Here is a 13878-nt window from a genome sequence, read left to right as displayed (position 1 = left end):
TTTTAATTGAACCGGCACCGCTCAATTTTTTTTACAAGTTTGAAATTTATTTTCTCGCCCAAAAAATTTTTCAAAAAAAATAAAAAATAAAACCAACACTTGCTCACTGGGGAGTGGCAAGGTTGGTTAAATAAAGAATAGAATTAATACAATAGGTCCCTACAACAGGTCTATATATACTAGTTTCCAATTCGCTCCCACCCCAAGAATTACCATTACTGGTTAGTATAATTTATTAGGTATCACTCCACTTTTTATTTATCCATGCAAGTCCACATGCTCGCTACTATTTTTAACAACTGTGTTGTAGTTCACTGTTTTAGTTCCCTAACACGTGTTGATAATAGCGTTAAAGAGGGTTATTAATTATTAACTTTCTCCTACTTGGTCACTGCGTGTAGTAGATATTTAAAGGATGTTAATAATAAAAATTTTAAAATTTTACAATTACAAAAAAAGACAAGATTTTTATTCTCGTCTTTTGTCATTTATTTTTAATTCAAGGGTAAAAAAAGAAAGGAGCTATTTTTAAAACTTTTTAGTTACCGACATCTTCGACACGCTCCCTATTTTTTATTTAAATTTATACTAAAATAATTACCTTTGCCAATAATAATATGATCAACTAAGGTAATATTAAAAACCTGAAAATTTTTTTTAATTTCTTCGGTGATATATAAATCAGATAGTGAGGGTTCACTATTACCACTAGGATGATTATGAATACAAATTACTTTACTTGATTTATGAATAAGTGCCAGATGCAACATATCTTTAACATCAATTTTCATAGTATCATTAGTACCCTTATATAATAAATTTTGATGAATTAATTTATTTTGATTATTTAATAATAATAAATAAAAATGTTCTTGCGTTAAATTTTGATAATATGCATTAACTAAATTAAAAACATCTTCGGGAATAATAATTTTAAAATATTTTTTTTGACTTTCAATAGTTCTTATTCTTTTTACTATTTCTAAACAACTTAAAATTTCTAAAGCCTTACTAACACCAATACCTTTAATACTCATCAAAGATTTAATAGTTACTTTATTTAAATTTTCAAGACCATTAAAATTAGTAATTATTTCTTGCGCTAAAAATAATACATTTTTTTCTTTAGTTCCTGTTCGCAAAATAATTGCTAATAATTCATTATCACTAAGAGCGTCAAAGCCATATTTAATGGCTTTTTCTCTTGGTTTTTTTGTATTATTAACTTCTTTAAAATTCATAAAAAGGTGGTATTAAATGTGTTAATTTTTCTTGAAATTTATTAAATTCATCTTTAATTTTTGTTAACTCTTTACTATCATCTTTAGAACTATCTCATTTACTTTCAATACCACCTGGTAACTTAATACTTCCTGAAACACTATTTCATAAATTTTTAATAACAGGAATTGCTATCCCTGCTAACATGGCACCCATTAAAAATTGAGCAAAACCACCACTAACTGCCTGACACTCTTGATCAGTCATTGGTTCTAAATCTTCTAAAATCATATTTATCAACCCCCTAAAACTTATTTTTATTTAAAAAATACTTTTTTCCTTTTTAAATTTTATAAGTTTAAAAAAAAGTAATAGGATTTTCTAAATTATATTTAAAAAATATAACTTTTGTTGATAATTTTTCAATAAGTAATTGAAAAAGAAAATCAACAAATTTTTGCTCCATATAATGACCAACCAAAATAACATTAATTTTTCTATCTTTAGCTTCCATAATATAGTTTCATTTCATTTCTCCAGTAATTAATAAATCAATATTGTTAGATAAATTACTAATAATATCACCACCAGCACCAGCAGATAAAGCAACAGTCACTATATTGTTATCACTCAATTTATTATTAACCAATTGTACATTTGCAACATTAAAATATTTTTTTAAGTTATTAATTAATTCTTTTAATGGCATTTGTCTATCAAATTTACCAACTATTGCTAACTTTTCTTCATTAATAAAATGAATATTTTTAATTTTTAATTCTTTAGCCATCAACATATTCATACCTACTAATGATATATCAAAATTAGTATGTAATGAATATACATTAATATCTGCTATTAGTATTTTACTATATAATTCTTTTTTTCAATTTGAAATATTAGATTGATTAATATCTTTGGCAAAAACTAATGGATGATGAGAAATTATTAAATCAATATTATTATTAATGGCCTCAGTTAAAACTTCATTAGTAACATCCAAACAAACTAAAATTTTATTAATATTGGTCTTTGTTTTTGATTTAATTTGTATTCCTGAAAAATCTCATTCACAAACATCTTTTAAAGGAAAATATGTTTCTAAAACATTAATTATATTATTGATAGTTAACATTTTAACTATTATCCTTTATAAAATTCTTTAATATGTTTAGATTTAGACGGATGTTTTAATTTTCTAATTGCCTTTGCTTCTATTTGTCTAATTCTTTCTCTTGTAACAATAAATTCTTTACCAACTTCTTCTAGAGTTTTTGGAGAATCATACTTAGTAATATGACGATGAACAACCTTATCACTTAACAATTCTGTTTTATCTAAACTAGTATCATAGTGTAACTGTAAATTATTAACTACTGTTTTTAATTCAGTAATTTCTTTTTCATCTTCACAAAGTTCTAATAATCTTCTTAATTTTGTTGGTAAAATTCCAAAACGCATTCTAATAACTTTTTCTTCTCGTTTTGTTAATACTTCAGCAAAAACACGATCCAATTGTTCTCTTAATCAATGTCTTTCAGCATATTCATCGGGAGATAGCATATTTTTATCTTTAATAAAATCACCAAAATGTGTATCATCTTCTTCACCAATTGGTTTTTCTAAAGATACTGGTTCAATAGCAAGTTTTTTAATTTCACGAACACGATCGGCTGTCATGTTTTGTCCCATTTTATTGGCAATTTCCTCATGAGTAGGATCACGACCTAATTCTTGTGTTAAGTTTCTTTCAATTCTTGTTAACTTATTAATTCTTTCAACCATATGAACAGGTACACGAACCATTTTACCTTGATCAGCTAAACTTCGTGTAATTGATTGTCTAATTCATCAAGTAGCATAAGTTGAAAATTTAAAACCACGGCGATAATCAAATTTATCAACTGCTTTAATAAGACCAATATTACCTTCTTCAATTAAATCAGCAAAATCTAAACCACGATTTAAATGTTTTCTAGCAACAGAAACTACTAATTTTAAATTTGATTTAATTAATTGCTCACGACCATATGTTCTTTCCTCAACATCTTTTGATTCTAACATTTTAGCATATTTAATTTCCTCACCTTGACTCAATATTTGACTTGTTTCCAAAATATTAAAATAAGACTTAATTCCATCTTTTCTTCTTGTATCATTAGAGATCCCCATTGTATTTTTAAAACTCAAATCACTAACTAAAATATCAATATCTAAATCATCAGGTAATTGTTCATCATCAATATTGGTAAAATTAGCATCATCTTCAACTTCATCCATCAAAATATCAGTAAAGACTACTCCTTCTTTTTCTAACCGATCAAAAATTTCCTCAATCGTATCATCATCTAATTTTAAATGTGCAAACTCTTTAATGACATCTTCTTGTTTTAATTCTTTTGTTTGACTCTTTTCTAATTTTTTAATTAAATTACTTTCTACTTCCTCTAAAGTTAAAAGTTTTTTCAATTTCGTTTTTTGTTGTATAACAGCCATATTTTCACCTTATCCTTAATTTATCATCATACTTATTTTTTCTTTATTTTATTTTTTAATACTGATATTTCTTTTAATAACAATATTTGTTTTTCAATATTTTTTTCAGATTTCAATTTATCATTGATCATTTTTATTTCATAATCAATTAGTTGATTATTAATAATTTTTAAGTAATCATTAATAATTTGAGGTTTTAAATCAAACTTTTTATTTTTATATTTATCAAGAAGTTTTTCTAAAATATTTAAAAGTGAATTACCTTTAAGTTCTTCTAAAATTAAATCAAAATTAATTGCTTCTATTTGATTATTTTGATATTTTTGACTAATTAAAAAGTATAAATTCATAAAATCTTGATTTAGAAAAATAAATTTTTCTTTTTCTAAAATTAAATAAACATTTTTTGATAACATTACTAAAAAAATAAGTTGTTCTTGTGCTTCAAAAAAAATATTTTTTACTTCTATTTTAGATTTATTTTTGATACTAAAAGTTGTAGTTACTAAATTATTATCAATATTTAAAATTTGTATTAAGTCTTCAGTGGATAAATTAGTTATTTTTGCTAACATATTTAAGTAAAACTTTTTAGTAATAACATCATTGATTTTTGTTCAAATTGGAACTAATGATTTTAAAAATTCATTAAGTTCATAACTATCTTTTTTAATGTTATATTTAGTTAATGATAAATTAATTGCAAATTCAAAAGGATGAATGGTTTTTTTTATTATTTCATAAAATTTTTGAGGAAATTTATTTATTAATTCATCAGGATCAAATTTAGTATCATTATTGATAATTTGTACTTTAAAATTATTTGATAATAAAACACTAGCTATTTTTAAACATGCTATTTTTCCTGGTAAATCACCATCTAAAAAAATAATAATATTAATAGTAATTTTTTTTAAAAGTAAAATATGTTCTTTTGTTAAATTTGTTCCCATTAAAGCAACAACATTTTTAATATTTTGATTATTTAGAGCAATAACATCCATAAAACCTTCAGTCAAATAAATAACTTCATTTTTTTTAATATAATTTTTAACATTATTAAAGTTATATAAAATTTTACTTTTCTTAAAAAAATCTGTTTCTGGACTATTAATATATTTATAACTTTTATCTTCTCTATTATAATTTCTTGCAGAAAAACCAACACAATCTCCATCTTCATCTTTAATAGCAAACATAATTCGATTTGAAAAGGTAGGAAGAAGTTGATCCTTATTATTAATTTTCATAAGTCCTAATTTTACAAATTCAATATTATCTTTATAACCTTGTGCATTAAGATAATCTATTAATTCATTATTAATAGGTGCATAACCAATATTAAAATATTTAATATTTTCAGTAGTAATATTACGATTTTGTAAATATTTCATTGCTTCTTGACCAATATCAGTTAGTAACTGATAACTAAAAAAATTCATTGCAATATTATTTAAAATTTTTAGTGGATTTTTTTTAGTTTCAACATTAAATTCAGATAAATTAATATCAAACTCTTTTAAATTTAAATTAACATTATCTGCTGCTTCTTTAAGAGCATTAATAAAATTAATATTTTTATATTTTTGTAAAAAAATAAAAACGTTTCCTTGTTCACCACAAGAAAAACATTTATAAATTTGTTTTTCTTGTGAAATTGATAATGAAGGAGTACAGTCTTCGTGAAAAGGACAGATAGCTCAAAAATTATTGCCTTTACGGATCAAATTTAAATATTTACCCATAACTTCAACAATATTAATTTTTGCTTTAACTTCATTAATTTTTTTATTAAACTCGATATCCATATTTTTTCACACAATTCTAACAAATAATGTCTAATTTGTCATATAAATATTCTTTAAGTTGATCAACTTTAACTATAACTTGATTTGTAGTATCACGATCTCTAATTGTAACAGTACCTTTAGTTTTTGTGTCATAATCAATTGTTACACAATACATAGTACCAATACCATCTTGATAACGATAAGATTTACCAACACTTGATGATGCTTCATAAATTACTCTTAATTGTGTTTTATTTAACATTTCAAAAATTTCATATGCCTCTTTACCCAATTTTGTTTTATTTAAAGACATAACAGCTACTTGATAAGGGCAAATACTCTTATTTAATTTTAACACTAACCGTTCTTTATCGTCTTTTAAAACTTCTTTTGTAAATGCTTCACAAACTAAAGCTAATAAAAGCCTTTCAACACCAATTGAAGGTTCAATAACTGAAGGAATAACCATTCTTTTTACTGTAACATTAGGATCTTGAATTTCAAAATTTACACCAGAATTCTCACTATGTTTTGTTAAATCATAATTCCCGCGATTAGCTATACCACATAATTCACTCATACCAAAAGGAAAATTATATTCAATATCAGTAGTTGCTAATGCATAATGTGCTAGTTGATTTTGTTCATGATTTTTAAATTTTATATTTTTTGAATTCAATAAACCTACTAGAGAGAGAAATTCTTTACATTGATCAACTCAATAATTAAATCAAGTGTTATCATTTTTATCCTTTGGAATAAAGAAAAATTCTAATTCCATTTGTTCAAATTCTCTAGTACGAAAAATAAAATTACCAGGAGTTATCTCATTTCTAAAACTTTTACCAATTTGACCAATACCAAATGGTACTTTTTTATTATAACTATTTCTTACATTATTAAAATTTATAAATATTCCTTGTGCAGTTTCAGGTCTTAAATAAATTTTATTTTTATCTTCTTTTAAAACACCTTGATATGTTTCAAACATTAATTGAAATTGTCTAACTTTAGTTCAATCTTCATTATTGCATTTAATACATTTAATATGATTTTGATTAATATATGTTTCTAATTTTTCATTACTTCAATTATCACAATTAATACTAGGAAAATAATGATTAATTAAATTATCAACTCGAAATCGAGACTTACATTTTTTACAATCAATTAATGGATCACTAAAATTACTCAAATGCCCTGAAGCTTCTCAAACTTTAGATTTCATAATAATTGAACTATCTAACCCAACATTGTATGGATTTTTTTCGACAAAAAAAACTCATCAACTTTTCTTAATATTATTTTTAAGTGCTACACCAAGCGGACCATAATCTCAACTATTAGCAAGACCTGAATAAATTTCTGATCCTTGAAAAATAAAACCATTTTCTTTTAAATGAGTAATTATTTCCTTCATTGACTTATCATTAATAATTTTATTAATCATTGCCCCTCCATTAATCATAAAAATTTTCTTAAATATCTTAAATAATACATAAAATCTCTAAAAAGAATAATCTTGTTAATAATATGTTCATAGATAGGTTTTGTCAACCTATTATAAGTGTTATATATTATTAAAAACAATATAAAAACTAATTATTAAAATATTTATGTAATTATTAATTTATTATTATATTTTTGACAGTGGTTTTCTAAAATATTAAGAATTTTATTAAGTTCTTCTTTTTCAACTTTATTTATTAATATCTTGATAATTTAATAAATAAAGTTGATATATTTTTTTAAACAAAACAATGTCAAAATTAATTATAGCTAATTCTAAAGAACAATTTTTACAAAAAATACTACCCAAATCATAATTAATTAAATGCAAATTAGTTATTTGATTACAATTAATACAATTAGTAAAGTTAAACTGAATTCCTTGAAATATTAAACTATGAAATAAGAAAAAAACATAAACTTTCTTAAAGTTACTATTTATCATTAACTGTTCATATAAATTAAATAAAAAAGAAAAAGGCTTTTATGTAATCTGTGTATCTTTGTTTTACAAAGTACTAGTTTAGATTAATTCTATCTTCAAATTTTATCATAAAATGAGCAATTGCTGTATTTCAATTTTGAATGGGCATTGTTCATTTTTTTGTTATATTTTCAATTGCTAAATAAAATATTTTAAAAACTGCCATATCATTAGGAAAAACTTTTTTATTTCTGATAACTTTTCGTAATTGACTATTTACAGATTCAATAGCATTTGTTGTATAAATAACTCTTTTGATTTCTGTAGGATAACTAATAAAAACCATTAAATTATCTCAATTTTTATATCAAGATTTAGCAATTTGAGGATATTGTTTATTTCACTTATTTTCAAAGGATTCTAAAGCCTGCATTGCTTGTTCTTCACTACATGCAGTATAAATTGGTTTTAAATCTGCAACTAGAGATTTTCTATGCTTATATGAGACATATTTCAAACTATTTCTAATTTGATGAACTATGCATAATTGATGTTCTGTTTTAAGATAAACTGATTGTATTGCTTCTGACATGCCTGTTAAATTATCACTACAAGCAATAAGAATATCATTTAAGCCACGATTTTTCATTTCTGTTAAATTTGCTAATCAAAATTTAGGACCTTCATTTTCACTAATTCATAAACCTAAAACATCTTTTTTACCTTCTAAATCAACTCCTAAAGCTATATAAACTGATTTATTAATAATCCTTTTATCTTGTCGTACTTTCACTACTATGCAATCAAAATAAACAATCGGATAGACACTTTCTAATGGTCGATTTTGCCATGCTTTTACATCATCAATAACATCATCAGTAATTTGACTAATAACACTTTTGGAATGGCAACACTTTTTAGGACTATTTTTTGGTAAACATTTGTTGTTGATATTTAACTGGAGTTAAGTAGTTTAAAGTGTTGTGAATTCTTATATTAGACATATTCCGTAATTAAATTTTTTAAAAGTCAATTAATAATTTTAAAATTTATTTTATAATTTTGTTATTAACAATAAATTTAGAAAAGTGTTGATAAAAATGATTTTTGAAAATTTAAAAAAATTAAAAAATGAAGAATTTTATAGATATTTTGGTATAAAACGTTTTCATTTTAATGAAATGTTAGAAAAATTAATTGAAATAGAAAAATTAGAAAAAAATAAAGGTCGAAAAAATAAACTTTCAGTAGAAGAAAGATTAATGATGACTTTATTATACTGAAAAGAATATTATACTTTTTTTCAAATGAGTATTAAATCTAAAATGAGCCCATCAAGTTGTTTTCGAAATATTACTTGAGTAGAAAATAAACTTAGGACATATTCCGTAATTAAATTTAATTAATTGTCAATAAAATTGTTTTAAAACTATTTAGTGTTATTGAATATAGAAATAAATATTTTTTGAAAAAATAGTTTAAAAAATGAGTTTACATTTTAAACAAAAAATTGTTAATAATATTTTTATATTAACTCGATAAAAATTTAAATTTTAAAAAAATATTTTTAATATTTTTTTTATTTTAATGGTTTTATTTTATTAAAAATTTCACAAAGTAAGTTAAATCTTAAGTACATAAGTCTAAATTTAGATTTTCTACATTTATTTACTAAAATTTTGAATCTTTTCAATCAAGCAAAGACATGTTCAACTTTAATTCTAATTTTAGATACAATCTTATTGTATTTTCTTTCTTGTTTAGTTAATTTTTTATTTTTAGTTCTTTTAATTGGTATTATTGTATTTTTATAAATATTTTGTATACCTTGATATCCTAAATCACCAATAATTATTGTTTTTTCTGAAAATTCAAGATTTGAATTTTTTAATATTTGAAAATCATGCACTTTACCATTATCAGCAAAAATATCAACAATTTTTTTATTAAAAAAATCATATACAATTTGAAATTTTATAGAATACATTCAACTTTTACCAGAAAAATATTCTAACTGTAGTTTTTTTTAGTTGGTCTTTCAATTTCAATCTCAGTTGAATCAATTAAATAAAATTGAAATTCATTTGAATTTTCTTGTTTTTTATCAATTTTTAATTTATATCTTTCTTTTAAAAATTGGTAATCTTTGTGGTTACTAAGTTTATTTTCTACTCAAGTAATATTTCGAAAACAACTTGATGGGCTCATTTTAGATTTAATACTCATTTGAAAAAAAGTATAATATTCTTTTCAGTATAATAAAGTCATCATTAATCTTTCTTCTACTGAAAGTTTATTTTTTCGACCTTTATTTTTTTCTAATTTTTCTATTTCAATTAATTTTTCTAACATTTCATTAAAATGAAAACGTTTTATACCAAAATATCTATAAAATTCTTCATTTTTTAATTTTTTTAAATTTTCAAAAATCATTTTTATCAACACTTTTCTAAATTTATTGTTAATAACAAAATTATAAAATAAATTTTAAAATTATTAATTGACTTTTAAAAAATTTAATTACGGAATATGTCTAGAAGTTACTGTTAAACTTCTGGTTCTCATAACTGGTTCTTTTGATGAATTTGCTAGTTCATTAGATACTTTAATGTAATCAGGAGTAATATTTGCTTTTGATACTCTTTTTGTAGAAACAAAACCACTTAATCTTAAAAATTCGTTAAATCGTGATTCTTTAATGTCATTAGGATTAACATTTTCTTTTGATACTCTTACTGTGGGGATAGTAGGATTTGTTCTTAAAAATTTGTTAATTCTTGATTCTTTTCTTCCAAAATTTGTAGTAGTAGCCATTCCACTAGCTATTAAAGTTGTACCAACAGCAATTCCACCAATAGCAGCTGGTAATAATAAAGCACCACCAGTCATAGGTGCTGCAGCAATACAAGCTGCTGTTATTCCTGCAGTTGTTGTTAATGTTCCTGTAGTTATTGTGACACCAGCAATTACTTTTCTTTTTGTACTTATTTCACTAGACATAATATTTTTTTCCTTTTCTTTTTCAATATTTAATTTAATAAAAATCCTAATATAGAAATAATTTCTATATTAGGAATGAACAATTATTGAACAATTATTAAATTACAAAAATTATTATAATAGACTTCTTGCAAAACCTATCTATTAAAAATTTAATTTTTAAAATAAAATTAAAAATAAAAAAGATAGGTAATCTATGATGTTTGATAAATTAAAAACTATTAACAATCCAGAATTATTAAGATTAACTGGTATAAATGATATTATTTTTAATAAAATTCTAGAAATTTTAAAGACAGAAGAAGTAAAAAAGTTTAAAAATGGTGCTACACCTAATAAATTATCATTAGAAAATCGTTTATTAATGACTTTAGAATATTGAAGAGAGTATCGAACTTATTTTCATATTGCTAAAAGTTATGGAATTAGTGAAAGTAGTTGCTATAGGAATATCAAGTGAATAGAAAATACTTTAATAAAACATCCTGATTTTCAACAACTTGATGGGCAAAAATCACTGTTAAATAATAATTTTAAAGATAAAACAGTTATCATTGATGTGACTGAAAGTACTATTCAACGCCCAAAAAAAGTCAAAAACAATATTATTCAGGAAAAAAGAAAAAACATACAATAAAAACTCAAGTCATAATTGAAAAAGATAGTAAAAAAATTATAAGTTCTTATTTTTCTTATGGTAAAAATCATGATTTTAAAATTTTAAAAAATTCAAAAACGAAATTTTTATCAGAAACAACTATTTTAGTAGATTTAGGATATCAAGGTATACAAAACATACATAAAAATGTCTTATTACCTAAACGAAAATCAAAGAAAAACCCTTTAACTAAAGAAGAAAAGAAAAATAATAAGGCTATTTCAAAAATGAGAGTTGTTATTGAACATGTTTTTGCGATTCTTAAAAAATTTAAAATTATTAGTGAAAAATATCGAAATAGAAGAAAAAAATTTGCATTAAGATTTAATTTAATAGCTTCAATTTATAATTTACAATTATTAATTTAAATATATTTGATAATTTAATATTTTATTTTTTTATTTGAAATAATAATTTTTGTTGTATTTTAATGACAAAAAATAAAACATATTTTGAACAATAATTTTTAAAAAATATTAAAAGTGTTATTAAAATAAATTTTTAAACTTAAAAAATGTGATTAATATCATAGTTTTGCAAGAAGTCTAATATAAAAAAATGAAAATATTTTATTTTTTTAAAAAAAATTATTGCTTAAAAGTACATAATGAAATATCAAAATAATATTAAAGACATATTCCGTAATTAAATTTTTTAAAAGTCAATTAATAATTTTAAAATTTATTTTATAATTTTGTTATTAACAATAAATTTAGAAAAGTGTTGATAAAAATGATTTTTGAAAATTTAAAAAAATTAAAAAAATTAAAAAATGAAGAATTTTATAGATATTTTGGTATAAAACGTTTTCATTTTAATGAAATGTTAGAAAAATTAATTGAAATAGAAAAATTAGAAAAAAATAAAGGTCGAAAAAATAAACTTTCAGTAGAAGAAAGATTAATGATGACTTTATTATACTGAAAAGAATATTATACTTTTTTTCAAATGAGTATTAAATCTAAAATGAGCCCATCAAGTTGTTTTCGAAATATTACTTGAGTAGAAAATAAACTTAGTAACCACAAAGATTACCAATTTTTAAAAGAAAGATATAAATTAAAAATTGATAAAAAACAAGAAAATTCAAATGAATTTCAATTTTATTTAATTGATTCAACTGAGATTGAAATTGAAAGACCAACTAAAAAAACTACAGTTAGAATATTTTTCTGGTAAAAGTTGAATGTATTCTATAAAATTTCAAATTGTATATGATTTTTTTAATAAAAAAATTGTTGATATTTTTGCTGATAATGGTAAAGTGCATGATTTTCAAATATTAAAAAATTCAAATCTTGAATTTTCAGAAAAAACAATAATTATTGGTGATTTAGGATATCAAGGTATACAAAATATTTATAAAAATACAATAATACCAATTAAAAGAACTAAAAATAAAAAATTAACTAAACAAGAAAGAAAATACAATAAGATTGTATCTAAAATTAGAATTAAAGTTGAACATGTCTTTGCTTGATTGAAAAGATTCAAAATTTTAGTAAATAAATGTAGAAAATCTAAATTTAGACTTATGTACTTAAGATTTAACTTACTTTGTGAAATTTTTAATAAAATAAAACCATTAAAATAAAAAAAATATTAAAAATATTTTTTTAAAATTTAAATTTTTATCGAGTTAATATAAAAATATTATTAACAATTTTTTGTTTAAAATGTAAACTCATTTTTTAAACTATTTTTTCAAAAAATATTTATTTCTATATTCAATAAAACTAAATAGTTTTAAAACAATTTTATTGACAATTAATTAAATTTAATTACGGAATATGTCCTAAATATAATAATATTATTTTTTTATTGAAAAGTAACCAATTAATAATTGCATTTTTTAATCAAACAAGTTAAGATTACTTATGGTAAATGTTATGCCCACGTAGCTCAGTGGATAGAGCACCGCCCTTCTAAGGCGGGGGTCAGAAGTTCGAATCTTCTCGTGGGCGCCATTAAATTTTAAAATACTAAGAAGGTTTAACTAAATAATGATAAATCATGACAATTATTATCAAGACATTATTGGTAAAATTAACCACCTCATTAGTGAAAATAAATGAGATCAAGCAATGAAGTTGGTCAAACATGAATTAGAGATGCCTTATATTCCTATTCATCATGAAATTACATTACAAGAGTTACATCATAATATTACTACTCATATTAGATTAAATAGTAAAAATGAAAGTCATGAGTGAAATTTAGAGAGAATAAGTCGTGTATTAATGAATCCATTTGATGAAGATCTTCATCCGGTTGCATTTTATTATTTACAAAGTCATAATGCTAGGTTAATTTTGCCAACAATTAAGATTTATCTTACAAATAAAAATATAAATAATATAAATAAAACACAACTATTATTTATATTAAATAATCAAGGTATTGATGAAGAAATAGAAGTAATAAAAGGTCATGATACATTTAAAATTAATCCAAAAAAAATAACACAATGACAGGAATCACTCGTTTATTTAAAAATTACAAAAATATTTGAAGATAAAGTTCATATTGATAATCCAGGTATTTATGGTATTTGCTTGTTTTTATTGGATAGTTATTTTGAGAATTTGTTTCCAACATTACCTAATAAAAATCAAGCAGCAGCATTAGCAGCTGCTTTGTATATTCGTGCTTGTAGTTTCCAGTTTATTAGTGTAAAATTGGTAGAAAGTGCTAAAAAATTTAAAACTACTACTACTTTAATAAAAAAATACTTAAGTATTATGATTCAACAACAAATTACATAAGGAGAGATTTGAAAA

The 13878-nt window shown here is 22.1% G+C and carries 14 protein-coding genes, 1 tRNA gene and 1 pseudogene; 6 read left to right on the top strand and 10 right to left on the bottom strand.

Annotation, left to right across the window (positions count from 1 at the left end):
- Positions 1–566: 566 nt before the first annotated feature.
- The 7 genes and pseudogenes from radC to AACL24_RS05615 all read right to left on the bottom strand — a co-directional run.
- Complete coding sequence (gene radC, locus AACL24_RS05645) at positions 567–1241, bottom strand: RadC family protein (protein ID WP_339049157.1); 675 nt, start codon at positions 1239–1241, stop codon at positions 567–569.
- Entirely contained in the window at positions 1231–1512 is a 282-nt protein-coding gene (locus AACL24_RS05640) for a hypothetical protein (protein WP_339049156.1), read from the bottom strand. The genes radC and AACL24_RS05640 overlap by 11 nt, the downstream gene beginning before the upstream one ends.
- A gap of 67 nt (positions 1513–1579) precedes the next feature.
- Positions 1580–2356 carry a Nif3-like dinuclear metal center hexameric protein gene (locus tag AACL24_RS05635; RefSeq protein WP_339049155.1) on the bottom strand — a complete coding sequence of 259 codons (777 nt, stop codon included), beginning with the start codon at positions 2354–2356 and terminating at the stop codon, positions 1580–1582.
- An 8-nt stretch (positions 2357–2364) separates the two neighbouring features.
- Positions 2365–3717 (bottom strand): sigma-70 family RNA polymerase sigma factor, encoded by a 1353-nt coding sequence (locus tag AACL24_RS05630; RefSeq protein WP_339049154.1) that lies wholly within the window; start codon positions 3715–3717, stop codon positions 2365–2367.
- Between the two features lie 32 nt (positions 3718–3749).
- Entirely contained in the window at positions 3750–5525 is a 1776-nt protein-coding gene (gene dnaG, locus AACL24_RS05625; protein ID WP_339049153.1) for a DNA primase, read from the bottom strand.
- Between the two features lie 16 nt (positions 5526–5541).
- A complete protein-coding gene (locus AACL24_RS05620) occupies positions 5542–6957 on the bottom strand; it encodes a glycine--tRNA ligase (protein WP_339049152.1) in 1416 nt (471 codons plus the stop codon).
- 577 nt (positions 6958–7534) lie between these two features.
- Positions 7535–8344 (bottom strand): annotated as a pseudogene (locus AACL24_RS05615) (IS256 family transposase); the annotation flags it as partial.
- A 196-nt stretch (positions 8345–8540) separates the two neighbouring features.
- Between AACL24_RS05615 and AACL24_RS05610 the strand changes: the two are divergent.
- A complete protein-coding gene (locus AACL24_RS05610) occupies positions 8541–8846 on the top strand; it encodes a transposase family protein (protein ID WP_339048689.1) in 306 nt (101 codons plus the stop codon).
- 173 nt (positions 8847–9019) lie between these two features.
- On the opposite strand, the gene AACL24_RS05605 is transcribed toward AACL24_RS05610, so the two are convergent.
- The 3 genes from AACL24_RS05605 to AACL24_RS05595 all read right to left on the bottom strand — a co-directional run bounded on the left by AACL24_RS05605 (position 9020) and on the right by AACL24_RS05595 (position 10440).
- The gene (locus tag AACL24_RS05605) at positions 9020–9427 is read right to left on the bottom strand and encodes a transposase family protein (protein WP_339045908.1); all 408 of its coding nucleotides are present in this window, start codon (positions 9425–9427) and stop codon (positions 9020–9022) included.
- 23 nt (positions 9428–9450) lie between these two features.
- Positions 9451–9873 carry a transposase family protein gene (locus tag AACL24_RS05600; protein WP_339045912.1) on the bottom strand — a complete coding sequence of 141 codons (423 nt, stop codon included), beginning with the start codon at positions 9871–9873 and terminating at the stop codon, positions 9451–9453.
- A gap of 87 nt (positions 9874–9960) precedes the next feature.
- The gene (locus AACL24_RS05595; protein WP_339049151.1) at positions 9961–10440 is read right to left on the bottom strand and encodes a hypothetical protein; all 480 of its coding nucleotides are present in this window, start codon (positions 10438–10440) and stop codon (positions 9961–9963) included.
- 196 nt (positions 10441–10636) lie between these two features.
- On the opposite strand from AACL24_RS05595, the gene AACL24_RS05590 reads away from it, so the two are divergent.
- The 5 genes from AACL24_RS05590 to AACL24_RS05570 all read left to right on the top strand — a co-directional run bounded on the left by AACL24_RS05590 (position 10637) and on the right by AACL24_RS05570 (position 13863).
- Positions 10637–11466 (top strand): IS5 family transposase gene (locus AACL24_RS05590; RefSeq protein ID WP_339048175.1). Its coding sequence is split into 2 segments (ribosomal slippage): positions 10637–11033 and positions 11033–11466, totalling 831 coding nucleotides; the frame shifts between segments, so codons are not numbered across the junction.
- Positions 11467–11830: 364 nt separating this feature from the next.
- The gene (locus tag AACL24_RS05585; RefSeq protein ID WP_339049150.1) at positions 11831–12277 is read left to right on the top strand and encodes a transposase family protein; all 447 of its coding nucleotides are present in this window, start codon (positions 11831–11833) and stop codon (positions 12275–12277) included.
- 7 nt (positions 12278–12284) lie between these two features.
- Positions 12285–12692 (top strand): transposase family protein, encoded by a 408-nt coding sequence (locus AACL24_RS05580; protein ID WP_339045908.1) that lies wholly within the window; start codon positions 12285–12287, stop codon positions 12690–12692.
- Between the two features lie 297 nt (positions 12693–12989).
- A tRNA-Arg gene (locus AACL24_RS05575) sits at positions 12990–13065 on the top strand.
- A 36-nt stretch (positions 13066–13101) separates the two neighbouring features.
- On the top strand, positions 13102–13863 hold the full coding sequence (locus AACL24_RS05570; protein ID WP_339049149.1) for a DUF3196 family protein: 762 nt from the start codon (positions 13102–13104) through the stop codon (positions 13861–13863).
- The last annotated feature ends 15 nt before the right edge of the window (positions 13864–13878 follow it).

Source organism: Spiroplasma endosymbiont of Colias croceus (assembly GCF_964020095.1).
Taxonomy (GTDB): domain Bacteria; phylum Bacillota_I; class Bacilli_A; order Mycoplasmatales; family VBWQ01; genus Spiroplasma_E.
The sequence above is the reverse complement of the archived record's forward strand: the minus strand, read 5'-3'. Positions and strand labels throughout refer to the sequence as shown.